Genomic DNA, 25585 nt, shown 5'->3' with positions numbered 1-25585 from the left:
AGCACAGCAGGGCTTAATCCTGTTGTCGGCAATCAGTGATGATCGCCGTCCCGCAAATAGATAACCCAGTAGGTCAGGCCGACCAGCAATCCACCGCCAATAATGTTGCCAAGCGTCACGGGGATAAGATTGTCAACAATGAAGTTGCCTACTGTCAGACTGGAAAAGTGTGCTGCCGTGGTTCCCGTGGCCTGCCAGAACTCCGGTGCGGCGAAATCTTTAATAACGATCGCCATGGGGATAAGGAACATGTTGGCGATACTGTGCTCAAAACCACTGGCGACAAACATCGCTACGGGCAGCACCATCGACAGCATTTTGTCCGTCAGGCTGCGGCCGGAATAGCTCATCCAGACCGCCATGCAAACCATCAGGTTAGCGAGGGTGCCGAGGCAGACAGCTTCAATAAAAGTATGGTGCATCTTATGGTCAGCCGTTTGCAGAACATTTAACCCCCATGCACCATTTGCCACCATATACTGGCCGGCAAACCAGATCAGCCCGACAAAAAACATCGCGCCGAAGAAATTCCCTATATAGACATTGAGCCAGTTGCGCGCCAGCTGACCCCAGGTAATCCGTCCGCTGGCTTTAGCCACCATGGTTAACACGGTCGAGGTGAAAAGGTCGGCACCGCAGACCACGACCAGCATCAGCCCCAGCGAAAAGCAGATGCCGCCAATAAGCTTCGCTACGCCATAAGGGATAGTTTCAGTCCCTGTTGTGGCCGTGATATAAAAAACAAACGCTATGGAAATAAAAACGCCTGCGGTAATCGCCAAAAAAAACGTGGTGAAGGGGTGCTTTTGAGCTTTATAGACACCGGCTTCCTCAGCGACTTTAGCCATTTCAGACGGTAAAAGTAAATCGAACGGATTGCCAGCTTTCACACTAACGTCTCCTGAAGTTTATCAACAACGAAATACTAACAAAGCAGTATAGGTGAGAAATTGATGTGGATCATATTGACGCCGGACATTGTCGGAACGAGTTAAAAAAAAGGCGTGTAAGGTGGGTTAATTTATTGATTTTATTAGTTAAAATTTATTTTAATTTATCTATTATTTTTTAAATAGCATCTGCTTTTCTGGTTAACAACTGCAATAAAATAGATCCCGAATAAATAAATTTTTTAATACCTGGAAATAAATAAACTACTTTTTATTAACCTTAAGAAAAGTTAATGGATTAATTAGCGTTAAAACTGGCCCTGATAAAAGGCCCGCTTTTGTCGAGCGGGCCAAAAATATTATTTCCAGTAACGGCGTTTCGCCTGCTGCAGCTTTTCATAGGCAGCCAGCAGCGACTGATGAGCCGGGAAGGCCAGCAGCTCTTCATCCACGCTCTGCAACCCGTAGAAAGGCGCTTCACCGCTAATGGCGGCAGATGCCGCGTCTACGGCTTCCTGTCCATACATACGTACGAAAGCAGTATGATACTGCACAGGATCGCGTTCATCCTCAAGGCTCAACAGCAGCAGCGTTTGCAGACAGCGATAGTAGTTGGCGCGGGCGGGTGAAAACAGGGAGGCATTAAACTCCATAGTCCATTCCGTCCAGATCAGCGCCTGATCGATATCGCCGCCTGCCAGGGCCAGCATCGCTTTCAGCTCGCCGATACGCAGCGTGTACCAGCCGTTGTCTTTGCCTGTTGCCAGGCCCAGCAGCTCGCGTACGCGGGTAAAGTCGTCATGGCCGTCTTCGTCCAGGCGTTCAATCAGCGCCAGGTAATCCTCTTTTTCCCACTGGCTGTCGGGCAGTGATAACAGCGTATCGCGCAGGTAAGCGCCCATGCTGTTATTAGCCAGCAGCAAATCTTCCGCAGGATAGATATCTGACATGCCTGGCACGATGATACGGCAGGCATACACGTCCAGATGCTGATAGTCAGCAATATAGACTTCTTTATCTTCCGCTTTAAAGATGGCCATCAGCGTGGCGAATTCTTCCTGCGTGGTGCCTGCAAAGCTCCAGTCGACAAAAGGATAATCCGCCTCGTCCTTGAACATATCCCAGGAGATCAGACCGCTGGAATCGATAAAGTGCGTTTCCAGATTAGCGTGCTCGGCGACTTCTTCATCATCAAAGGTTGGCGGCGTAAAGACATCCAAATCTTTCAGCCCGCGTCCCTGCAGCAGTTCTGTCACGGTACGCTCCAGCGCCACGCCAAAATCAGGATGCGCGCCGAATGAAGCAAAACAGGTACCGTTTTGCGGGTTGAAGAGCACCACGCAAATAACCGGATAGTTGCCGCCCAGTGAAGCGTCGTAAGCAAAGATTGGGAAGCCTTCAGCTTCCAGTTTAGCAATGGACTCCACTACGCCCGGATAGCGGTTAAGCACCTCCTGCGGGATGGCCGGCAGACTGATAGATTCGGCGATAATGCGGTTTTTGATATAGCGCTCGAAGACTTCAGAAAGGCCCTGAACGCGCGCTTCGTTGGCCGTGTTGCCTGCCGACATGCCGTTAGAGACGTAGAGGTTACCGATGATGTTCATCGGAATATAAACCGTTTGCCCATCGGACTGACGCGTGAACGGCAGGCCGCAGATGCCGCGTGCGGCATTGCCGGACTGCAGATCGATCAAATCGCTGGCGCTAAGTGCCTGCTCAGGATCGTAAAACGCCTTCAGTCGCGCATCAAGAATGCCTTCCGGCAGGCTGTCGTCATCCGACAGCGGAAACCATTTTTCGTCAGGATAATGCACGAAATCGCCGTTGGCGATCGCGTTACCTAACCAAAAATCAGCAAAGAAATAGTTGGTCGACAGACGCTCAAAATATTCACCCAATGCCGAAGCCAGCGCCGCTTTTTTGCTGGCGCCTTTACCGTTGGTGAAGCAGAGCGGGCAGTCGCGGTCGCGAATATGGACCGACCATACATGAGGAACCGGATTCAGCCAGGAGGCCTCTTCAATATGGAAGCCAAAATCCTGTAATTTTTGCTGAAAGCGTGCGATGGAATCTTCCAGTGCGGCATCTTTGCCTGGAATATAAGTTTGCGTCATAGTGCCCACTCGTTTTTGGGTTGTGCCGAAAACGCGCCATGATACGGGGTTTCCCGACCATTCGCTATCCGACGAACTGTTTTACCCGGCTATTGTGGCATTTTTGCCTGCGCAGATCGGCCATAAAAAAAGCTAACCGGAAGACGCCTCACAAAATATCGTGGTCACTATATTTCACGCTACAAGCTGTTGCGGCGCAGGCCGTATAACTGGTCGGCTGACCCGATTAAACATTGCAGCGCCAGGGTGGCAATGATAAAACCGGTAGCAGACTCGAAATCGATTGATCTGAAAGTGGTGAGGGGAAATGAGCCAGGTTTTCAATTTTAGCTCCGGTCCAGCAATGCTGCCGGTAGAAGTGCTACGTCGTGCCGAACAGGAACTCTGCAACTGGCAGGGTTCAGGAACTTCCGTGATGGAGATCAGCCACCGCAGCAAGGAATTTACGCAGGTGGCCGTGGAAGCGGAAAAAGATTTTCGCGATCTGCTGAAAATCCCCTCAAATTACAAAGTATTATTCTGTCACGGCGGCGCGCGCGCGCAGTTTGCTGCCGTTCCGATGAACCTGTTGGGCAGCCAGAGTACGGCAGACTATGCCGACGGCGGCTACTGGGCGCACAGCGCGATTAAAGAGGCGGAAAAATACTGTACGCCTAACGTCATCGACGTGAAAACAACCGTTGACGGGCTGCGCGCTATTACGCCTATGAGCCAGTGGGCGCTTTCAGATGAAGCAGCCTATGTTCACTATTGTCCAAACGAAACCATTGACGGTGTTGCTATTAATGAAGAGCCGGACTTCGGCGATAAGATTGCTGTGGCCGATCTCTCTTCCACTATTCTTTCCCGTCCGTTGGATATTAACCGCTATGGCGTCCTTTATGCCGGTGCGCAGAAGAACATTGGGCCGGCTGGCCTGACGCTGGTGGTCATACGTGAAGATCTGCTGGGCAAAGCCCAGAAAGCGCTGCCGTCAATCCTGGATTACACGGTATTAAACGAAAACGACTCCATGTTTAACACGCCGCCGACTTTTGCATGGTATCTTTCCGGCCTGGTCTTTAAATGGCTGAAAGAACAGGGCGGCGTAGCGGAAATGGACAAGCGGAATCAGGCTAAAGCCGATCTGCTTTACGGTATCATTGATAACAGTGATTTTTACCGTAACGATGTGGCTCACGTTAATCGCTCGCGCATGAATGTACCTTTCCAGCTGGCTGATGCAGCGTTGGATAAGGTTTTCCTCGAAGAATCATTCGCGGCTGGCCTGCATGCGTTAAAAGGTCATCGTGCCGTAGGCGGAATGCGCGCTTCAATTTACAATGCTATGCCGCTGGCAGGCGTTAAAGCGCTAACCGAATTTATGACTGATTTTGAACGTCGTCACGGTTAATTAGCCGGTACGGTTTTGATAGTAAAACCTCGCCCGGTGCGGGGTTTTGTTGCATTTTATCTGGAGAAGAAGTCTCACATGCAGGAATCCCTGACTTTACAACCCGTCGCGCGAGTAGAAGGTACCGTTAACCTACCTGGTTCCAAAAGCGTCTCAAATCGCGCTTTGCTGCTCGCTGCGCTGGCAAAAGGCACTACTCGTCTGACCAACCTTCTGGACAGTGATGACGTGCGTCATATGCTGAACGCGCTAAAAGCGCTGGGCGTAAGCTTTACGCTTTCTGAAGACCGCACAGAGTGTGAAGTGACTGGTCAGGGCGGCCCTCTGCAGTCGACGCAGCCGCTGGAGCTTTTTTTAGGCAATGCCGGGACGGCGATGCGCCCGCTGGCCGCCGCGCTTTGCCTGGGTTCTAACGATATTGTGCTGACCGGAGAGCCGCGGATGAAAGAACGTCCGATTGGTCATCTGGTCGATGCGTTGCGCCAGGGCGGCGCGCAGATCGACTATCTTGAACAGACGGATTATCCGCCGCTGCATATCAAAGGCGGCTTCAGCGGGGGCGAAGTGGCCGTCGACGGTAGCGTCTCCAGCCAGTTCCTGACCGCGCTGCTGATGACCGCGCCGCTGGCTCCACAAAACACGACCATTGCCATTAAGGGCGAGCTGGTTTCAAAACCTTATATCGATATTACCCTGAACCTGATGCAGACCTTTGGCGTCACGGTAGAAAACGATAATTACGCTGTATTTCGTATCAGGGGCAACCAGAACTATACCTCGCCAGGCGATTATCTGGTGGAAGGCGATGCCTCTTCCGCCTCCTATTTCCTCGCAGCGGCCGCAGTCAAAGGCGGTACGGTTAAAGTCACCGGTATCGGTCGAAAAAGTATGCAGGGCGACATTCATTTTGCCGACGTGCTGGAAAAAATGGGCGCGGTTATTGAATGGGGCGACGACTATATCGCCTGCACGCGCGGCGAACTGAACGCTATCGATCTGGATATGAACCATATTCCGGACGCGGCGATGACTATCGCCACGGCGGCGCTGTTTGCCAAAGGCACTACGGTAATGCGTAATATCTACAACTGGCGCGTGAAAGAAACCGATCGTCTTGCGGCAATGGCGACCGAGCTTCGTAAAGTTGGTGCTGAAGTCGAAGAAGGGCATGACTATATTCGCATCACGCCGCCTGAAACTATTCAGTATGCTGAAATCGGCACCTACAACGATCACCGTATGGCGATGTGCTTCTCGCTGGTGGCCTTGTCTGCTACGCCAGTGACCATTCTCGATCCGAAATGCACGGCCAAGACCTTCCCGGATTATTTCGAGCAGTTTGCACGTCTCAGCCAGCCGGCATAACGAACGCCCCCGCTGCATAGCTGTGCAGCGGGTTGCGATCTGCTTCACGCTCCTGGCATTGGTTTCCTGGGAAATCCTTTTGCGGCTCTCGATTAATTTCAGCCCGTCTACGCTTAAGGGGTAACGATCGTCAGTAGAGCAGCGTATAATATGCGTCGTTATTTGCCTGAGCAGGTTAAGCAGGCATTCCACCAACAGGAGAACGACATGACGCCTATAGCCCAGGTGATCACCATTGATGGTCCAGGCGGAGCCGGTAAAGGGACCTTGTGCAAGGCAATGGCTGAGGCATTAAACTGGCATCTGTTGGATTCAGGCGCTATTTATCGCGTGCTGGCGCTGGCCGCGTTACACCATCAGGTAGACATGACTTCTGAAGAGGCGCTGGTCCCTATCGCGGCGCATCTGGATGTTCGCTTTGTGCCCAGCGATGGCGAGATGGAAGTCATCCTTGAGGGCGAAAACGTCTCAAGCGAAATTCGCACTCAGGATGTCAGCAATACGGCTTCGAAAGTCGCCGCTTTCCCGCGCGTACGTGAAGCGCTGCTGCGCCGTCAGCGGGGATTCCGGGAAGCACCAGGCCTTATTGCGGACGGAAGAGATATGGGTACGGTGGTTTTTCCGGACGCCCAGGTAAAGATTTTTCTGGATGCCAGCCCTGAAGAGCGTGCGCATCGCCGTATGCTACAGTTGCAGGAGAAGGGCTTTAGTGTTAACTTTGAACGCCTTTTATCTGAGATAAAAGAGCGTGACGATCGCGATCGCAACCGTGCTATCGCACCGTTAAGACCGGCAGAAGACGCGTTAGTGCTGGATTCAACCAGCATGTCAATCGAGCAGGTGATTGAAACTGCTCTGAATTATGCGCGCGAAAAACTTTCTCTGCCGCAGTAGCATCGCAGAACCGATTTTTTTAACCCTTTGATATGGATATCACAGGGCATGTGAAACAACCCCACCCGGCAGGATGTCAGGTGGACGTTAAATTGAAGAATCCTGAAGATTATCAATATGACTGAATCTTTTGCTCAACTATTTGAAGAATCCTTAAAAACAATCGAAACCCGCCCGGGTTCCATCGTTCGTGGCGTTGTTGTCTCTATCGACAAAGACGTAGTTCTGGTTGATGCGGGTCTGAAATCTGAATCTGCAATTCCTGCAGAGCAGTTCAAGAACGCAGCCGGCGAACTGGAAATCCAGGTAGGCGACGAAGTTGACGTTGCTCTGGACGCAGTGGAAGACGGCTTCGGTGAAACCCTGCTGTCCCGTGAGAAAGCTAAGCGTCATGAAGCCTGGATCACGCTGGAAAAAGCTTACGAAGATGCTGAAACTGTTACCGGTGTTATCAACGGCAAAGTGAAAGGTGGCTTCACAGTTGAGCTGAACGGTATTCGTGCGTTCCTGCCAGGTTCCCTGGTTGATGTTCGTCCAGTACGCGACACGCTGCACCTGGAAGGCAAAGAGCTTGAATTCAAAGTAATCAAGCTGGATCAGAAACGTAACAACGTGGTGGTTTCACGTCGTGCGGTTATCGAATCCGAAAACAGCGCAGAGCGCGATCAGCTGCTGGAAAACCTGCAGGAAGGCATGGAAGTTAAAGGTATCGTTAAGAACCTCACTGACTACGGTGCATTCGTTGATCTGGGCGGCGTTGACGGCCTGCTGCACATCACTGACATGGCCTGGAAACGCGTTAAGCACCCAAGCGAAATTGTCAACGTTGGCGACGAAATCACTGTTAAAGTGCTGAAGTTCGACCGCGAACGTACCCGTGTTTCTCTGGGTCTGAAACAGCTGGGCGAAGATCCATGGGTCGCAATCGCTAAGCGTTACCCGGAAGGCACCCGCCTGACTGGTCGTGTAACCAACCTGACCGACTACGGCTGCTTCGTTGAAATCGAAGAAGGCGTTGAAGGCCTGGTGCACGTTTCAGAAATGGACTGGACCAACAAAAACATTCATCCGTCTAAAGTTGTTAACGTGGGCGATGTTGTTGAAGTTATGGTTCTGGACATCGACGAAGAACGTCGTCGTATCTCCCTGGGTCTGAAGCAGTGCAAATCTAACCCATGGCAGCAGTTCGCAGAAACCCACAACAAGGGCGACCGCGTTGAAGGTAAAATCAAGTCAATCACTGACTTCGGTATCTTCATCGGCCTGGACGGCGGCATCGACGGCCTGGTTCACCTGTCTGACATCTCCTGGAACGCTACCGGAGAAGAAGCAGTTCGTGAATACAAGAAAGGCGACGAAATCGCTGCTGTGGTTCTGCAGGTTGACGCAGAGCGCGAGCGTATCTCCCTGGGCGTTAAGCAGCTGGCAGAAGATCCGTTCAACAACTACATCTCTCTGAACAAGAAAGGTGCCATTGTTAACGGTAAAGTAACTGCAGTTGACGCTAAAGGTGCTACAGTTGAACTGGCAGACGGCGTTGAGGGTTACCTGCGCGCTTCTGAAGCTTCAATCGACCGTGTAGAAGACGCTACGCTGGTTCTGAACGTTGGCGACGACGTTGAAGCTAAGTTCACTGGCGTGGATCGCAAAAACCGCGTAGTGAGCCTGTCTGTTCGTGCTAAAGACCAGGCTGACGAGAAAGAAGCTATCAATACTGTTAACACCAAACAGGAAGAAGGCAACTTCTCTAACGCTATGGCTGAAGCATTTAAAGCAGCTAAAGGCGAGTAATTGCGTTTGCATCAGGGCGGCTTAAGCTGCCCTGAACCAGCCGTGATTGCCAAAGCTTTTTCCAACAGGGATTAACCGGAGGATTTATGACCAAGTCAGAACTGATTGAAAGACTTGCTGGCCAGCACTCTCATATTCCGGCGAAAGTCGTTGAGGATGCGGTAAAAGAGATGCTTGAGCACATGGCCACTACGCTGGCCCAGGGCGAACGCATCGAAATCCGGGGCTTCGGCAGTTTTTCTTTGCACTATCGCGCTCCCCGTACCGGTCGTAACCCTAAAACGGGTGACAAGGTTGAGCTGGAAGGTAAATACGTTCCGCACTTCAAACCGGGCAAGGAATTACGCGATCGCGCGAATATCTACGGCTAAGGTTTCGCATTACCACGCAATAAAACGACACTTCGGTGTCGTTTTTTTTTGCCTGCAGCATAGCTGGATCCAGTCCGATAGTGGATTAACCAGAGCCTCCTCGCAAACCCTGTATTGCTTTCTGCAACCTGATAAAAATGTTGCGCTACGTTTCTGAAGACTGAGAAATGCTGGCTGCGCCCGTAATGAAACCCCGTCAGACTTCCGTCATGCGTAACGGAGGTAGCATTATGTCCTATAGCCTTAGCCGACTCTCGCTGTGGATGATTATCGCAGCGCTGCCGCTTTGTTGGTTGCGGGCGCTGCCTGATACAGCCGCCATCCAGCTTTTGCTGGGGCTGATTGCGCTCCTGTTGATAACCCGACAGTGCTGGTTAAGAGAAAGTGCCCTGGTTCTGCTGCTTTTTATCTGGGCCGTTATCCCGGCAAAAACGCTTCTACAACAAACCGCCTTTCTCTCAGCGGCTCCTGTTGAAGCCGTAGTGGGCATTGAACAGCTACAGCCGCAGTCGCAACGCGTCAAAATACGCATTGAAAGCGTGGCGGAGAAACGTCTTTTTCCACCTGTTTACGCCCTGATCGCTATACCGGGTACCCAAACGTTTTGTCCGGGCCAGCATTGGCGTATGAAGCTCAGGCTGCGGCCCGTGCATGCGCGCCTTAACGAGGGCGGCTTCGATGCGCAACGTTTCGCGCTGGCTGTCAGCACGCCGCTGACGGGCAGGGCGCTGACATGGCAGATTGTCGACAGCCGCTGTGGCTGGCGTGAAAAAGTCATGCAGAAAAGTCGTGACTATTTCGCCGCCTTGCCCTGGCATAGCGTTATCCTGGCGTTGACGTTTGGTGAACGTAGCGAACTAAGCAGCGAGACAAAAGCGTTGCTGAGGGAGACCGGGACGGCGCATTTGATGGCGATTTCAGGCATGCATATAGGCCTGGCTGCGAGCGTAGGCTGGCTGATAGCGCGAATTTTCCAGCCTTGCTTCCGCGCCAGCTGGATAGAGTATCGTTTTCCCCTGTTTAGCGGCATCGCGCTGGCGCTGATCTACTGCTGGCTTTCCGGCGGAAGCCCTCCGGCGCTGCGAGCGATAGTGGCGCTGCTTAGCTGGAGCCTGCTGCGCCTGAAGGGGCGTAACTGTAGCGGCTGGCAGGTTTGGCGGCTGTGTATCGGTGCTATTTTGTTTTTCGATCCCTTAAGCATTTTGTCGGACAGCTTATGGTTGTCAGCTGTTGCCGTCGCCGGGTTACTTCTCTGGTATCAATGGTTTCCGCTTTCCGGACGCTTTATCGGGAAAAAACGCTGGCTGCCGTTACAGCTGCTGCACTTACAGACCGGGCTGTTTTTATTATTGATGCCGCTACAGATCTTTATTTTTCACGGCGTGAGCGTCAGCGCGCTGCTGGCTAACCTGTGGGCAGTGCCGCTGGTCACGTTGCTTACGGTACCGCTGATCCTTGGCGCCGTTTTATCGCTGCCTGTCGCATCGCTAAGCCAGCTGCTCTGGTGGGCGGCGGATCGCTCATTGGCGCTGGTTTTTTATCCCTTACGGCAGCTGCCCGACGGCTGGCTTACCGTCAGCCAGCAGGCATTATGGCTCAGTCCCGTGTGCCTGCTGCTGCTCTTTGCCTGGCGCTTTCACTGGTGGCGAAGTTCCCCTTTGACGCTGGCCAGCTTATGTCTGGCGCTGCTGTGCTGGCGGCTGCACGTCAGGCAGCCAGAGTGGCGTATGGATATGCTGGATATCGGTCATGGACTGGCCGTAGTAATTTCGCAGCAGGGAAATGCGGTTGTGTATGATACCGGCAACAGATGGGCAGGGGGCGACGCGGCCTCAAGCCAGATTATTCCCTGGCTTCGCTGGCAGGGCATAAGCGTACAACACATTATTTTAAGCCACGGCCATCTCGACCATATCGGCGGCCTGGAAAGCCTGCACAAGGCGTTTCCCGCAGCGAAAATCCACAGCGATTTGGGCGTATCGGGACATTTACCCTGCTATCAGGGCCAAAACTGGCGCTGGCAGACGTTAAATTTTCAGGTTCTCTGGCCGGAGCGACCGCAGAAAGAGCACGGTAATAATCAGTCCTGCGTCGTAATGGTGACGGATGGTAAATGGCGGGTTTTGCTGACCGGGGATATTGAGACGCCCGCAGAGCTACAGCTTGTCAGGCGCTATGGCGAAGCGTTACGGGCGGATCTATTACAGGTGCCGCATCACGGTAGTGGAACGTCGTCTTCGCCGCCCCTGCTGCGAAGGGTGGCTGGCCAGGCCGCGCTGGCTTCCGCTGCCCGCTATAGCGCCTGGAAGCTACCGGCGGAAAGGATAATTACCCGCTATCTGAAGGACAATTACAGCTGGTACGACACGGCTGTGGCAGGGCAAATCAGCGTAGAATTTTCTAAGGATAACTGGCGTGTTTTAAGCTTAAGAGCGCAAATAATGCCCCGTTGGTACCATCAGTGGTTTGGCGTAACACGTTATTCCAGTTAGAATGAGCGGCTATTTCAATTGGAAGCTGGTTAACACATGCATCAGGACAAAGATCTCTCCACCTGGCAGACCTTTCGACGCCTCTGGCCGATGATCAAACCCTTTAAACCGGGGCTGGCCGTCTCCTCCGTTGCTCTTATTATTAACGCAGCGGGCGACGTGCTGATGATGTCCTTACTTAAGCCGCTGCTGGACGATGGTTTTGGTAAAGCGGACTCCTCCGTACTGGTCTGGATGCCCCTCGCCGTTATCGGCCTGATGCTGGTACGCGGCATATCAAGCTATATCTCAAGCTACTGCATCTCCTGGGTATCGGGGAATGTGGTGATGTCGATGCGTCGGCGTCTTTTCAGCCATATGATGGGGATGCCGGTCGCTTTCTTCGATCAGCAATCTACCGGCACGTTGCTGTCGCGCATTACTTATGATTCCGAACAGGTCGCCTCATCGTCTTCCAGCGCGCTGGTAACGGTAGTGCGCGAAGGCGCATCCATTATCGGCCTGTTTATTATGATGTTTTACTACAGCTGGCAGCTGTCGCTAATCCTGATCCTGCTGGCGCCGGTCGTCTCCTTTGCAATCCGTATGGTGTCAAAACGCTTTCGTAATATCAGCAAAAGCATGCAAAACACCATGGGCCAGGTGACCACCAGCGCAGAACAGATGCTGAAAGGGCATAAAGAAGTGCTGATCTTTGGCGGACAGCAAATCGAAACCCAGCGTTTTGACCGCGTCAGCAATCGGATGCGTCAGCAGGGGATGAAACTGGTTTCCGCTTCTTCCGTGTCCGATCCTATTATTCAGCTTATCGCTTCGCTGGCGCTGGCTTTTGTTCTGTATGCTGCCAGCTTCCCAAGCGTAATGGCAACGCTGACACCGGGCACGATTACCGTCGTCTTTACCTCTATGTTTGGTTTGATGCGCCCGCTAAAATCGCTGACGAACGTTAACGCCCAGTTCCAGCGCGGCATGGCCGCCTGCCAGACGCTTTTCTCCATTCTCGACAGCGAGCAGGAAGTTGATACGGGCACGCGCGTGATTGAGCGCGCTCGCGGCGATGTGGAGTTCCGCAATGTGACCTTTACCTATCCGGGACGCGAAACGCCTGCGCTGCATAATATCAACCTGGCGATCCCGGAGGGCAAAACCGTTGCGCTGGTGGGACGGTCTGGATCGGGTAAATCCACGATTGCCAGCCTGATGACGCGTTTTTACGATATCCAGCAGGGCGAAATTCTGATGGATGGTCACGATCTGCGTGAATATACGCTCAGCTCGCTGCGAAATCAGGTCGCTTTAGTCTCGCAAAACGTGCATCTGTTTAACGACACGGTAGCCAATAATATCGCCTACGCCCGCAACGAGCAGTACAGCCGGGAAGATATCGAAAAAGCGGCAACGATGGCGCACGCTATGGACTTTATCAGTAAAATGGATAACGGCCTGGATACGGTCATCGGTGAAAATGGCGTGCTGCTTTCCGGCGGCCAGCGCCAGCGTATTGCCATTGCCCGCGCGCTGCTGCGTGACTGTCCGATCCTGATCCTGGATGAGGCTACTTCCGCGCTGGATACCGAGTCGGAGCGCGCTATTCAGTCAGCGCTGGATGAGCTGCAAAAAAACCGTACCTCGCTGGTTATTGCGCATCGCCTCTCCACTATTGAAAAGGCAGATGAAATCGTTGTGGTTGAGGATGGCCATATCGTGGAGCGCGGCAGCCATACCGAGCTGTTAGCGCGCCAGGGTGCCTATGCTCAGCTTCATAAAATGCAATTTGGTCAATGATTGAGCGCCTCTGGAGCGGTCGGTCCGGCCTCTGGCGGCTGCTGCTGCCGTTCAGCTGGCTGTACGGGCTGATCACCAGCCTGATCCGCTTTAGCTATCGTCAGGGCTGGCGAAAGGCCTGGCGCGCGCCGGTGCCCGTGGTCGTGGTCGGGAATCTGACGGCTGGCGGCAACGGCAAAACGCCGGTGGTGATTTGGCTGGTGCAGGCACTGCAGCAGCGTGGTCTGCGCCCCGGCGTGGTATCCAGAGGCTACGGCGGTAAAGCGGAAGCTTATCCGCTGGTGCTTGATGGCAATACGACCACTAGCGAGGCGGGTGACGAACCGGTACTGATCTATCGCCGCACCGGCGCGGCGGTGGCCGTTTCACCCCGCCGTAAAGACGCCGTGCAGGCGCTGCTGGCGCAGGGCGAGGTGGATATTATTATCACCGACGACGGTCTGCAGCATTACGCGCTGGCCAGAGATTTTGAAATAGTCGTCATTGATGGTCAGCGTCGATTTGGCAACGGCTGGTGGCTGCCGGCCGGGCCAATGCGCGAGCGGGCATCACGCCTGCAAACGGTGGACGCGGTCATTACTAACGGCGGCGCGGCGCTGGCTGATGAAATAGCGATGCGCCTGACGCCCGGCCTTGCTGTCAATCTGCAAACCGGCGAAACCCGCCCTGCGGCATCGCTTGGCGACGTAGTCGCTATGGCAGGCATCGGTCATCCGCCGCGTTTTTTTGCCACGCTGCGTCAGCTGGGCGTTATCCCGATTAAGGAAGTCTCTTTCGCCGATCACCAGGCCTACAGCGAGGCGCAGCTGGCCCCGCTGGCGACTGCACACCAGGCGCTGCTGATGACGGAGAAGGATGCGGTTAAAGCCAGCCGCTTTGCCGCGGCTAACTGGTGGTATCTGCCGGTGGACGCGGCGCTACCGACGGATCGGGCTGACGCGCTGCTGAACCGCATTATTGCCCTTACGCAAAAATAACTCGCTAAACTGAATGCACTATGTGAATACAGGTGCATTATGTCGATTTCTCTCTCACTAATTCAGGCCCGCCATATTCATCTTGCCGCTCAGGGGCTGCTTCGTCCGCCCCAGCGAAAGGCGCAATTTACCGATCTGATCAACTGCGTGCGGCAAATGTCCCTGCTGCAAATCGACACTATCCATGTAGTAGCCCGCAGCCCTTATCTGGTGCTGTTCAGCCGACTTGGCGACTATCCGTCCGCGTGGCTGGAAGAGGCGTTGGCTACCGGCAGGCTGTTTGAATACTGGGCGCATGAAGCCTGCTTTATTCCTGCTGAAGATTATCCGCTGCTGCGCCACCGTATGCTTTCGCCGCAGGCTATGGGCTGGAAATATAACGGGGAGTGGGCCGCGACGCGGCAGCAGGAGGTCGCGCAGCTGCTGGCGCATATCAAAGATCACGGGCCGGTAAGATCGGCCGACTTCGCCGCGCCGCCGGGCCAGCAGTCCGGCTGGTGGGCGTGGAAACCGCACAAGCGCCATCTGGAAAACTTATTTACCGCCGGGGAATTGATGGTGGTCGAACGGCGTAATTTCCAGCGGGTTTATGACCTTCGTCAGCGGGTGCTGCCGGAATGGGATGATGCGCTGCACGCGCTGGAAGAGAAAGAGGCGGTCAGGCAAATGTTGTACAACAGCGCGCAAAGCCTGGGGCTTTTCCGGGCCGAGTGGCTGGCAGATTACTATCGGCTGAAGCGTGCGCCGGTAAAAGAGCAGCTGGCAGAGTGGATGGAGGCGGGCACGGTAGTGCCGGTGGAGGTCGAAACGTTAGGGCAGTGCTATCTCCATCACTCACAGCTGCCGATGCTGGAGCAAAAAAGCCAGGCCACGCATACTGCGCTGCTGTCGCCTTTCGATCCGGTGGTGTGGGATCGCAAGCGGGCGCTGGAACTGTTTAACTTCGCCTATCGTCTGGAGTGCTATACGCCAGAAGCGAAGCGGCAGTATGGCTACTTTGTTTTGCCGATACTGCATCGCGGCGCGCTAAAAGGGCGGCTGGATGCCAAAATGCAGCGCAAAGAAAAAGTTTTGCTGATCAGGCAACTGTGGCTGGAGCCGGGCGTGAGGATCACCGCCGGGCTGCTGACCGATCTTCAGCAGGCCATCAGCCGTTTTGCCCGCTGGCAGGGCGCGCAAAAAGTACATCTGCTAAACCTGCCTGCGGAACTGGCCGCGATCTGGCCAAAAGAATGGGCGCTTTAAGCCGACGGGGAGGTTAACCGCTCAACCGCGAGCTATGATATTCTAACGTTCTGTCTGATCGGATCCACCAGGGAGACACCATGGATCATCGTTTGCTTGAAATCGTTGCTTGCCCGGTTTGTCACGGTAAGCTGTATTACAATAAAGATCGTCAGGAACTTATCTGCAAGCCTGACGGGCTGGCTTATCCGGTGCGTGACGGCATCCCCGTTCTGCTTGAAACGGAAGCGCGCTCGCTGACGCTGGAAGAGACGCATCCATGAGTTTCGTCGCAATTATTCCGGCGCGCTACGCTTCCACCAGGCTGCCCGGAAAACCGCTGGTCGATATCCACGGCAAGCCGATGATCGTGCATGTTATGGAACGCGCGCGTGAATCAGGAGCCGAGCGCGTGATTGTCGCTACGGATAATAATGACGTCGCGCGTGCTGTAGAAGCAGCGGGCGGCGAAGTTTGCATGACGCGAGCCGATCATCAGTCCGGCACGGAAAGGCTGGCCGAGGTGATTGAGAAATACCGTTTCCCTGACGAGACGGTGATCGTCAACGTGCAGGGCGATGAGCCGATGATCCCGCCGGTCATCATCCGGCAGGTAGCGGATAATCTGGCGAAAAGCAGCGTAGGTATGGCGACGCTGGCGGTACCAATCGAGTCAGCGGAAGAAGCGTTTAACCCTAACGCCGTGAAGGTGGTCAGGGATGCGCAGGGCAACGCGCTCTATTTTTCGCGCGCGACCATCCCGTGGGACCGCGAGCGGTTTGCCGTTTCGCAGCAGGCGATTGGCGATCATTTTCTGCGCCATATCGGCATTTACGGCTATCGTGCCGGCTTTATCCGCCGCTATGTCAGCTGGCAGACCAGCCCGCTGGAGCAGATTGAGCTGCTCGAACAGCTGCGGGTACTGTGGTACGGCGAAAAAATCCATGTTGACGTGGCGCAGGCCGTTCCGGGCGCGGGTGTTGATACACCGGAAGATCTGGAACGTGTGCGGGCAGCCATGCAGTAACTATTTTCAGGGCCGGCAGCGGCCCTGGTTCTCTGCTTCTTGCTATTACCAGGAAAAAAACGGCAATCCGACTTCGCTTGCGATCAGGAGCAGCAGATGGAACATCTTCGTTCAGAACTTTCGATAGTGCTGGGTGAGACGCTAAGCCGTCTCGAATGCATCAGCGAACAGCCTTATGCCAGCCTCTACTCGCTTTACGATGGGAAAGGCCACTCTCTGCCGCTGATGGCAAAATACTTCAATACCAAAGGAATCGCCTCGCAGGAAGCCTATAAGCTGTCGATGCTGGCGCGCGAAAGCACCGTGCGTATGCCGACGGTATACGGGCTGATCGTCAGCCAGCTGCCGCCGCAGCATGAGATCCTGCTGATTGAGCGCATGGGCGGCGTTTCGGTCGAAGCGCCCACCCGCACGCCGGCTCGCTGGCAGCAGCTGCAGGATCAGATCGTCGCCGCGCTGCTGGCCTGGCATCGCATCGACAGCCACGGTCTGGTCGGTACGGTAGACAGCACGCAGGAGAATAACTGGCCCGCCTGGTATAAACAGCGGGTTGAGGTGTGGTGGTCAACGCTGAGCTATATGCGCCCGGAGCGGCTGACGATGGAAGATCACCGTTTTCTCTTTCGCTGTCGCCAGAACCTCTGCGCGCTTTTTGACGACTTCGACGATCCCTGCGTGCTGGTGCACGGCAACCTGTCGCTCAGCAATATGCTGAAGGAAGCCTGGAGCGACCAGCTGCTGTCAATGATCAATCCCGGCAGAACGCTCTGGGCGCCGCGTGAATACGAGCTGTTTCGCCTGAGTGAGGAAGGCCCGGCGGAAGCGCTGCTGTTCCGCTATCTGCAACAGGCGCCCGTCGCGGAAGGATTTATCGCCAGACGCTGGCTCTATATGCTGTGGGAAGAAGCGGATCGGCTGATCCATACCGGCCGTTTCAACCGCGCCCGCTTCGATTTAGCCGCTCGCTCCCTGCTGCCCTGGCTTGAGTGAAGGCGACGTTATCTTTTGCCAGAGTCGTCCCAGCGTCTCATAGATGGCGCGCTCGCTGTGACCAAGCCACAGCGAGGAGGGAATGGCTTTCTCCCACGCGTTCAGCGGCGAAGCGATAGCCAGCTGATTAGCCGGCGCGGGCAGCGGATCCAGCCCCTGCTGCTGAAAAAACAGCATGGCGCGCGGCAGATGCGAGGCGGAGGTCACCAGCAGGAAAGGGCGGCGGCCAACCACTTTAGCCACCTCCCGCGCTTCCTGGCTCGTATCGCGCGGCTTATCCAGCGTAATGATGGCGCTGCGCGGTACGCCCAATGACTGCGCCACTCTGGCCGTGACTTCCGCTGAGCTGACGGGATTGTTCTGCGCGGCCGCGCCGGTAAAGATCAGCGTCGATCCTGGATTTTCACGCCACAAACGGATCCCTTCCACCAGCCTTGGCAAACTGTTGCCGATCATATTCGATCCCGGCGCCCACTGCGGATTCCACGTATAGCCGCCGCCCAGCACCACAACGTAGTCCACCTTCCGGCTCTCCTGCCACGTAGCGAAACGGTTCTCAACAGGGGACAGCAGGCTATCAGCAACAGGCTGAAGGCTGATCAATAACAAGATTAGCCAGGCAGAAGAGAGTATAATTTTCCCGGTTTTTTGCCAGCGGCTGCGCCAGAGCAGAAAAAGCCCGACCGCCATCACTAACAGCAGCAGCGGCAAGGGCATCAGCAGGCCGCCAATCGCTTTTTTAAGCGTAAAAAGCATAAAAACAGCTTCCTTTTGTCCGAAAAAACGCCACCCGAAAGCGAAGCAGTGACGGAAAGGTTCATTCTCCCTCAGTGTATGCCAAAATAGCCGCCGGATTCACCCTTTTGCCCAGCCCGGAGCCCGCTTATGCAGGATCGCAACTTTGATGATATTGCGGAAAAATTTTCGCAGAATATCTACGGCACCACCAAAGGCCGTATTCGCCAGGCCATCGCCTGGCAGGAGCTGGAGACGATTCTGGCGACGCTGCCGCAAAGGCCGCTGAGCGTGCTGGATGCGGGCGGCGGCGAAGGCCAAATCAGCTGTGGGCTGGCGAGCCTTGGCCATCAGGTTCTGCTGTGCGATTTATCCGAAGAAATGCTGCAGCGCGCGCGCCTTAACGCCAGCGAGCAAGGTGTGAGCGACCACATGGAATTCAGACAAATCAGCGCACAGGAAGTCGGTCAGCATTTGGTTCAGCCTGTCGATCTGGTATTGTTTCACGCTGTGCTTGAATGGGTTGCCGAGCCGGAAGCGGTGCTGGCCGCGCTTTACGATACGCTGGCGCCCGGCGGCGTGCTCTCGCTGATGTTTTACAACCTCAACGGGCTGATGATGCAGACGCTGGTGCTGGGCAACTTTGGCTATATGCAGGCCGACTTGCGCAAGCGCAAACGTAAAACCCTGTCGCCGGACTATCCGCGCGACCCGGAGCAGGTCTATCGCTGGCTGGCGGAGATCGGTTTTACCGTCGAAAGCAAAGCCGGCGTGCGCGTTTTTCACGACTATATGCGCGATAAGCACAAGCAAACAGAACGATTTGACGAGATCCTGGCGCTGGAAAAGCGCTTTTGCCGCCAGGAGCCATTTTTAAGTTTGGGTCGCTATATCCACGTAACAGCGCGGAAGCCCATAAAGGACGAAGCATGAGTGAATTTTCCCAGACAGTACCGGAGCTGGTTGCCTGGGCGCGAAAAAATGATTTTTCCGTCTCGTTGCCTACCGAACGTCTGGCTTTTTTGCTGGCGGTCGCCACGCTTAACGGCGAGCGCATGGATGGCGAGATGAGCGAAGGCGAACTTACGGACGCCTTCCGTCACGTCAGCGAAGGATTTGAACAGACCAGCGAAACCGTCAGCGTCCGCGCCAACAACGCTATCAACGACATGGTGCGGCAGCGTTTGCTTAATCGCTTTACCAGCGAACAGGCTGAAGGGCAGGCCATTTACCGCCTGACGCCGCTCGCGATCGGCATCACCGATTACTACATTCGCCAGCGTGAGTTTTCTACGCTGCGGCTCTCCATGCAGCTTTCTATCGTGGCAAGCGAACTGAAGCGCGCGGCGGATGCGGCGGATGAAGACGGCGATGACTTTCACTGGCACCGCAACGTCTTCGCGCCGCTAAAATATTCCGTTGCCGAGATTTTTGACAGCATTGATATCACCCAGCGCATTATGGATGAGCAGCAGCAGGCGGTGAAAGACGATATCGCGCAGCTGCTCAACAAAGACTGGCGCGCGGCGATTGAAAGCTGCGAGATGCTGCTGAATGAAACCTCCGGCACGCTGCGCGAACTGCAGGATACGCTGGAAGCCGCAGGCGACAAGCTGCAGGCCAACCTGCTGCGGATCCAGGACGCCACTCTGGGCAGTCCCGACCTCGGCTTTATCGACAAGCTGGTGTTCGATCTGCAAAACAAGCTTGACCGCATTATCAGCTGGGGCCAGCAGGCCATCGATCTCTGGATTGGCTACGACCGCCACGTGCATAAATTTATCCGTACCGCGATTGATATGGATAAAAACCGCGTCTTCGCTCAGCGCCTGCGTCAGTCGCTGCAAAACTATTTCGACGCGCCGTGGGCGCTGACCTATGCCAATGCCGAACGCCTGTTTGACGTGCGTGACGAAGAGCTGACGCTGCGTAACGAAGAGGTGATGGGCGAACTGCCTGCCGAACTGGAATACGAAGAGCTGAGCGAAATTCGCGAGCAGCTGGCCGCCATGATCGAAGAGGCATTGGCCATCTATAAAGCCCAGCAAAAACCGCTGAATCTGGGCGTGGTGATGCGCGACTATCTGGCGCAATATCCCCGCGCCCGCCATTTTGACGTGGCAAGGATCGTGGTCGACCAGGCCGTGCGTTTAGGCGTCGCCGAAGCTGATTTTTCCGGTCTGCCCGCCGAGTGGCAGGCCATTAATGATTACGGAGCCAAGGTACAGGCGCATGTCATCGATAAATATTGAACAAGTGATGCCGGTTAAGCTGGCGATGGCGCTGGCTAATCCGTTATTTCCTGCGCTCGACAGCCAGCTGCGCGCGGGCCGCCATATCGGTATTGAGGAGCTGGACAACCACGCTTTTCTGATGGATTACCAGGAATATCTGGAAGAGTTTTATCTGCGCTATAACGTGGAGCTGATCCGCGCGCCGGAAGGCTTTTTCTATCTGCGTCCGCGCTCTACCACGCTGATTGCGCGTTCGGTGCTTTCCGAACTGGATATGATGGTGGGCAAAGTCCTGTGCTGGCTTTACCTCAGCCCCGAGCGGCTGGCCAATGAAGGCATCTTCACCCAGCAGGAGCTGTACGACGAACTGCTGACGCTGGCGGATGAAAGCAAGCTGCTTAAGCTGGTAAACCAGCGCTCAACCGGTTCGGATCTGGACCGTCAGAAGCTGCATGAAAAAATGCGCGCCTCCTTAAGCCGCCTGCGTCGTCTGGGCATGGTGTGGTTTATGGGCCATGACAGCAGCAAGTTCCGCATCACCGAATCCGTGTTCCGCTTTGGCGCCGACGTGCGTAGCGGGGACGATCCTCGCGAAGCGCAGCTGAGAATGATCAGAGACGGCGAGGCAATGTTTACGGAAAGCGGCCAGGCCCGCCAGAACGAAGAAGAGCAGGGTAACGACGCCGGCCAGGCGGAGGAAGAAGAATGATTGAACGCGGAAAATTTCGCTCGCTAACGCTGGTTAACTGGAACGGCTTTTTTGCCCGAACCTTCGATCTTGACGAACTGGTTACCACGCTGTCCGGCGGTAACGGCGCGGGGAAATCGACCACGATGGCCGCTTTCGTTACCGCGCTGATCCCCGATCTGACGCTGCTGCACTTTCGTAACACTACGGAAGCGGGCGCGACCTCCGGCTCGCGCGACAAAGGCCTGCACGGCAAGCTCAAGCCGGGCGTCTGCTATGCGGCGCTGGACGTGGTTAACTCGGTGCACCAGCGCGTTATCGTCGGCGTGCGCCTGCAGCAAATCGCCGGCCGCGACCGCAAAGTGGATATCAGACCGTTCAGTATTCACGGCCTGCCGACGTCCATTAACCCGACGGAGATCCTGACCGAAACGGTTAACGCTCGTCAGGCTCGCGTGCTGCCGCTCAGCGAGCTGAAAGAGAAGTTCGAAGCGATGGAGAGCGTGCAGTTCAAGCAGTACAACTCCATTACTGAATACCACTCGATGATGTTCGATCTGGGCATTGTGGCGCGTCGTCTGCGCTCTGCGGCGGATCGCAGCAAATACTACCGCCTGATCGAGGCGTCGCTGTACGGCGGCATCTCCAGCGCCATTACGCGCTCGCTGCGTGACTACCTGCTGCCGGAAAACGGCGGCGTGCGTAAGGCTTTCCAGGATATGGAAGCGGCGCTGCGTGAAAACCGGATGACGCTGGAAGCGATCCGCGTAACGCAGTCCGATCGCGATCTCTTTAAGCATCTTATCTCAGAAGCGACCAGCTACGTGGCCGCCGACTATATGCGCCACGCCAACGAGCGCCGCGTTCATCTGAACGGCGCCATGCTGCAGCGCAGCGAGCTTTTCGGCAGCCGTAAACAGCTGGCCGCCGAGCAGTATCGTCATGTAGAAATGGCGCGCGAGCTGGCGGAGCATAGCGGGGCGGAAAGCGATCTGGAAACGGATTACCAGAGCGCCAGCGATCACCTTAACCTGGTGCAGACCGCCATGCGCCAGCAGGAAAAAATCGAGCGTTACGAAGGCGATATCGATGAGCTGACCTATCGTCTGGAAGAGCAGAACGAGGTCGTTGCTGAAGCGCGCGAAGTCCATGAAGAAAACGAAGCGCGGGCGGAAGCCGCCGAGCTGGAAGTGGACGAGCTGAAAAGCCAGCTGGCCGACTATCAGCAGGCGCTGGATGTACAGCAAACGCGCGCTATTCAATACCAGCAGGCGCTGGCGGCCTTACAGCGCGCTCAGGAAATTTGCCAGATCCGCGAGCTGACTATTGAGAACGCTCAGGAATGGCAGGAAACCTTCCGGGCGAAAGAGCAGGAAGCCACGGACAGGCTGCTGATGCTGGAGCAGAAAATGAGCGTGGCGCAGGCCGCGCACAGCCAGTTCGAGCAGGCGTTTGAGCTGGTGACGCGTATTGCCGGGCCGGTGAGCCGCAGCGAAGCCTGGCAGACCGGCCGCGAGCTGCTGCGCGACGCCGGCAATCAGCGCTATCACGCCGATCAGCTCCAGTCGCTGCGCTCGCGTCTTTCAGAGATGGAGCAGCGGCTGCGCGAGCAGCAGGAAGCCGAGCGGTTGCTGAACGAGTTCTGCAAAAAGCACGGTCAGCAGTACGCGCCAGAAGAGCTGGAAGCATTGCAGTATGAGCTGGAAGCGCGCATTGAGCAGCTTGGCGAGAGCGTTGCCGACGCGGGCGAACGACGTCTGGCGATGCGCCAGGAGCTGGAGCAGGTGCGTGAACGTATCGCCCGCCTGACGCGACAGGCGCCGCAGTGGCTGAACGCGCAGGAAATTTTAACACAGCTGCGCGAGCAAACCGGCGAGGCGCTGGAAAACGGCCAGCAGGTAACCGAGCATATGCAGCGCCTGCTGGAGCGCGAGCGTGAAACCACCGTTGAGCGTGATGAAGTCGCCAGCCGCAAACGCGAGGTGGAAAGCCAGATCGATCGGCTGAGCCAGCCGGGCGGATCGGAAGATGCGCGCCTGAACCAGCTGGCCGAGCGTTTCGGCGGCGTGCTGCTTTCTGAAATTTATGATGACGTCACCATTGAGGACGCGCCTTACTTCTCCGCGCTGTACGGCCCTGCGCGCCACGCTATCGTGGTGCCGGATCTGTCGCTGGTGCGTGAACAGCTGGACGGGCTGGAAGAGTGCCCGGAAGATCTCTATCTGATCGAAGGCGATCCGCAGTCGTTCGACGACAGCGTCTTCAATGTTGAAGAGTTACAAAAAGCGGTCGTGGTCAAAGCGGGCGATCGTCAGTGGCGCTATTCCCGCTTTCCGAAAGTCCCGCTGTTTGGCCGCGCCGCCCGTGAAAACCAGCTGGAGCTGCTGCGTGCCGAGCGCGAAACGCTGGCGGAACGCTACGCCACGCTCTCCTTCGACGTGCAGAAAACGCAGCGCCTGCATCAGGCGTTCAGCCGCTTTATCGGCGGCCATCTGGGCGTGGCCTTCGAGCCGGATCCGGAAGCGGAAATTCGTCAGCTGAATGGCCGCCGCGGCGAGCTTGAGCGCGCCATCAGCTCACATGAAAGCGAAAACCAGCAGCAGCGCCAGCAGTTTGACCAGGCGAAAGAGGGTGTCGCTCAGCTTAACCGACTGATGCCGCGCGTTAGCCTGCTGCTGGACGAAACGCTCCAGGATCGTCACGAAGAGCTGCTGGAGCGCCTGGACGAAGCGCAGGAAGCCGCACGCTTCCTGCAGCAGCACGGTGCCGCCCTCGCTAAGCTGGAGCCGCTGGTGGCGGTGCTGCAAAGCGACCCGGAACAGCATGAGCAGCTCAAGCTGGATTATCAGCAGGCGCAGCAGGCGCAGCGCGATGCGCGTCAGCAGGCTTTCGCCATCACCGAAGTGGTGCAGCGACGCGCGCATTTCAACTATGCGGACTCGGCCGGAATGCTTGACGGCAACAGCGACCTCAACGAGAAGCTGCGTCGTCGTCTTGAGCAGGCAGAGGCCGAACGTGCGCGTGCGCGCGAGCAGCTGAGAAACCATCAGGCGCAGCTGACGCAATACAGCCAGGTGCTCGCCTCGCTGAAAAGCTCGTATGATGCCAAGCGAGATATGCTGAAGGAGCTACAGCAGGAAATGCAGGCTATCGGCGTGCAGGCGGATGCCAGCGCGGAAGAGCGCGCGCGGCTGCGTCGCGACGAGCTTTATACGGCGCTGAGCAATAACCGCAGCCGCCGCAACCAGCTGGAAAAACAGCTGACCTTCTGTGAAGCGGAAATGGACGCGCTGCAGAAAAAACTGAAGCGCGTCGAGCGTGATTATCACCAGAGCCGCGAACAGGTGGTCAGCGCCAAAGCCGGTTGGGTCGCCGTTCTGCGCATGGTGAAAGATAACGGCGTCGAACGTCGTCTGCATCGCCGCGAGCTGGCCTATCTGGGCGGCGACGAGCTGCGCTCCATGTCGGATAAGGCGCTGGGCGCGCTGCGTCTGGCGGTCGCCGATAACGAGCACCTGCGTGATATCCTGCGCCAGTCGGAAGATCCTAAGCGGCCTGAGCGTAAAATTGAGTTCTTTATCGCCGTTTATCAGCATCTGCGCGAGCGTATCCGTCAGGATATTATCCGCACGGACGATCCGGTAGAAGCGATCGAGCAGATGGAAATTGAGCTGAGCCGTCTGAGCGAAGAGCTGACCGCTCGTGAGCAGATGCTGGCTATCAGCTCGCGCAGCGTGGCGAACATCATTCGCAAAACCATCCAGCGCGAGCAGAACCGTATCCGCCAGCTGAACCAGGGCTTGCAGAGCGTCAGCTTTGGTCAGGTACACAGCGTGCGGCTGAACGTCAACGTGCGGGAAACGCACGCCACGCTGCTGGACGTGCTTTCAGAGCAGCACGAACAGCATCAGGATCTGTTCAAGAGCCAGCGTCTGACCTTCTCCGAAGCGCTGGCGAAGCTCTATCAGCGCCTGAATCCGCAGATCGATATGGGACAGCGCACGCCGCAAACTATCGGCGAAGAGCTGCTGGACTACCGCAACTACCTTTCTATGGAAGTGGAGGTTAACCGCGGTTCCGATGGCTGGCTGCGCGCGGAAAGCGGGGCGCTGTCGACGGGCGAGGCGATCGGCACCGGGATGTCGATTCTGGTGATGGTAGTGCAAAGCTGGGAAGAAGAGTCTCGCCGCCTGCGCGGTAAAGATATATCGCCTTGCCGCCTGCTGTTCCTGGATGAGGCGGCGCGTCTGGATGCCAAATCTATCGCCACGCTTTTTGAACTGTGCGATCGCCTTGAAATGCAGCTGATTATTGCCGCGCCGGAGAATATCAGCCCGGAGAAAGGCACGACCTATAAGCTGGTGCGTAAGGTTATCAACAACAGCGAGCACGTTCACGTGGTTGGCCTGCGCGGCTTCGCGGCCGAGCCTGCCAATATTTCGGCAGAGCCTGCCGAACTCTCCTCCTGAGTCGAACAGCACAAAATAATCGGCGGCACGTATAGCAAAATCCGTGCCGCCGAATTACTCTCTCAGGCGCGCCGCTGCATACGCGCGCCGTTTTCTTTTCTATACTAATAACATTATTCAGGCGTCGATCGTTCAGACCCGCT

Annotated in this window: 18 protein-coding genes and 1 pseudogene; 16 read left to right on the top strand and 3 right to left on the bottom strand. The window is 55.9% G+C overall.

Going from position 1 to position 25585, the window contains the following annotated elements; translation table 11 throughout:
- Positions 1 to 32: 32 nt before the first annotated feature.
- Positions 33 to 890 (bottom strand): formate transporter FocA, encoded by an 858-nt coding sequence (focA, locus tag QZH36_RS05315; protein WP_253454714.1) that lies wholly within the window; start codon positions 888 to 890, stop codon positions 33 to 35.
- 359 nt (positions 891 to 1249) lie between these two features.
- Positions 1250 to 3007, bottom strand: a complete 1758-nt coding sequence (gene ycaO, locus QZH36_RS05310) for a 30S ribosomal protein S12 methylthiotransferase accessory factor YcaO (protein ID WP_301729776.1) — start codon at positions 3005 to 3007, stop codon at positions 1250 to 1252.
- Positions 3008 to 3314: 307 nt separating this feature from the next.
- Here ycaO and serC point away from each other — a divergent pair, with 307 nt between their 5' ends.
- The 12 genes and pseudogenes from serC to QZH36_RS05250 all read left to right on the top strand — a co-directional run bounded on the left by serC (position 3315) and on the right by QZH36_RS05250 (position 17316).
- Positions 3315 to 4400 carry a 3-phosphoserine/phosphohydroxythreonine transaminase gene (gene serC, locus QZH36_RS05305; RefSeq protein ID WP_301729775.1) on the top strand — a complete coding sequence of 362 codons (1086 nt, stop codon included), beginning with the start codon at positions 3315 to 3317 and terminating at the stop codon, positions 4398 to 4400.
- Between the two features lie 78 nt (positions 4401 to 4478).
- On the top strand, positions 4479 to 5765 hold the full coding sequence (gene aroA, locus QZH36_RS05300; RefSeq protein ID WP_253454711.1) for a 3-phosphoshikimate 1-carboxyvinyltransferase: 1287 nt from the start codon (positions 4479 to 4481) through the stop codon (positions 5763 to 5765).
- Positions 5766 to 5972: 207 nt separating this feature from the next.
- Positions 5973 to 6659, top strand: coding sequence for a (d)CMP kinase (cmk, locus tag QZH36_RS05295; protein ID WP_125288724.1), 687 nt, complete (start codon positions 5973 to 5975; stop codon positions 6657 to 6659).
- 117 nt (positions 6660 to 6776) lie between these two features.
- Positions 6777 to 8450 carry a 30S ribosomal protein S1 gene (gene rpsA / locus QZH36_RS05290; RefSeq protein ID WP_125288723.1) on the top strand — a complete coding sequence of 558 codons (1674 nt, stop codon included), beginning with the start codon at positions 6777 to 6779 and terminating at the stop codon, positions 8448 to 8450.
- Between the two features lie 71 nt (positions 8451 to 8521).
- Positions 8522 to 8821 (top strand): annotated as a pseudogene (ihfB, locus tag QZH36_RS05285) (integration host factor subunit beta); the annotation flags it as partial.
- Positions 8822 to 9051: 230 nt separating this feature from the next.
- The gene (locus QZH36_RS05280; protein WP_301729774.1) at positions 9052 to 11313 is read left to right on the top strand and encodes a ComEC family protein; all 2262 of its coding nucleotides are present in this window, start codon (positions 9052 to 9054) and stop codon (positions 11311 to 11313) included.
- 36 nt (positions 11314 to 11349) lie between these two features.
- Positions 11350 to 13098, top strand: a complete 1749-nt coding sequence (gene msbA, locus QZH36_RS05275; protein ID WP_253454708.1) for a lipid A ABC transporter ATP-binding protein/permease MsbA — start codon at positions 11350 to 11352, stop codon at positions 13096 to 13098.
- Complete coding sequence (gene lpxK / locus QZH36_RS05270; RefSeq protein WP_301729773.1) at positions 13095 to 14075, top strand: tetraacyldisaccharide 4'-kinase; 981 nt, start codon at positions 13095 to 13097, stop codon at positions 14073 to 14075. The genes msbA and lpxK overlap by 4 nt, the downstream gene beginning before the upstream one ends.
- A 39-nt stretch (positions 14076 to 14114) precedes the next feature.
- Positions 14115 to 15320 (top strand): winged helix-turn-helix domain-containing protein, encoded by a 1206-nt coding sequence (locus tag QZH36_RS05265; RefSeq protein ID WP_301729772.1) that lies wholly within the window; start codon positions 14115 to 14117, stop codon positions 15318 to 15320.
- Positions 15321 to 15400: 80 nt separating this feature from the next.
- Positions 15401 to 15583 carry a Trm112 family protein gene (locus QZH36_RS05260; protein WP_125288718.1) on the top strand — a complete coding sequence of 61 codons (183 nt, stop codon included), beginning with the start codon at positions 15401 to 15403 and terminating at the stop codon, positions 15581 to 15583.
- On the top strand, positions 15580 to 16326 hold the full coding sequence (gene kdsB / locus QZH36_RS05255; RefSeq protein ID WP_253454703.1) for a 3-deoxy-manno-octulosonate cytidylyltransferase: 747 nt from the start codon (positions 15580 to 15582) through the stop codon (positions 16324 to 16326). Before QZH36_RS05260 ends, kdsB begins: the two co-directional genes overlap by 4 nt.
- A gap of 96 nt (positions 16327 to 16422) precedes the next feature.
- Positions 16423 to 17316 (top strand): YcbJ family phosphotransferase, encoded by an 894-nt coding sequence (locus QZH36_RS05250; protein WP_301251212.1) that lies wholly within the window; start codon positions 16423 to 16425, stop codon positions 17314 to 17316.
- Here the strand turns inward: QZH36_RS05250 and elyC are convergent.
- Positions 17281 to 18072, bottom strand: a complete 792-nt coding sequence (gene elyC, locus QZH36_RS05245) for an envelope biogenesis factor ElyC (RefSeq protein WP_253454700.1) — start codon at positions 18070 to 18072, stop codon at positions 17281 to 17283. The genes QZH36_RS05250 and elyC overlap by 36 nt on opposite strands.
- 129 nt (positions 18073 to 18201) lie before the next feature.
- Here elyC and cmoM point away from each other — a divergent pair, with 129 nt between their 5' ends.
- The 4 genes from cmoM to mukB are packed head-to-tail and all read left to right on the top strand — an operon-like array spanning position 18202 to position 25442.
- Positions 18202 to 18984, top strand: coding sequence for a tRNA uridine 5-oxyacetic acid(34) methyltransferase CmoM (gene cmoM / locus QZH36_RS05240; RefSeq protein ID WP_301729771.1), 783 nt, complete (start codon positions 18202 to 18204; stop codon positions 18982 to 18984).
- A complete protein-coding gene (mukF, locus tag QZH36_RS05235; RefSeq protein ID WP_125288713.1) occupies positions 18981 to 20303 on the top strand; it encodes a chromosome partition protein MukF in 1323 nt (440 codons plus the stop codon). Before cmoM ends, mukF begins: the two co-directional genes overlap by 4 nt.
- A complete protein-coding gene (gene mukE / locus QZH36_RS05230; protein WP_125288712.1) occupies positions 20284 to 20994 on the top strand; it encodes a chromosome partition protein MukE in 711 nt (236 codons plus the stop codon). Before mukF ends, mukE begins: the two co-directional genes overlap by 20 nt.
- On the top strand, positions 20991 to 25442 hold the full coding sequence (mukB, locus tag QZH36_RS05225; RefSeq protein WP_301729770.1) for a chromosome partition protein MukB: 4452 nt from the start codon (positions 20991 to 20993) through the stop codon (positions 25440 to 25442). The genes mukE and mukB overlap by 4 nt, the downstream gene beginning before the upstream one ends.
- The last annotated feature ends 143 nt before the right edge of the window (positions 25443 to 25585 follow it).

This window comes from Erwinia wuhanensis, from assembly GCF_030484085.1.
In the GTDB taxonomy this organism is placed as follows: domain Bacteria; phylum Pseudomonadota; class Gammaproteobacteria; order Enterobacterales; family Enterobacteriaceae; genus Erwinia; species Erwinia aeris.
Note: the sequence above shows the minus strand (reverse complement) of the source record. Positions and strands in the feature narration are given on the sequence as shown.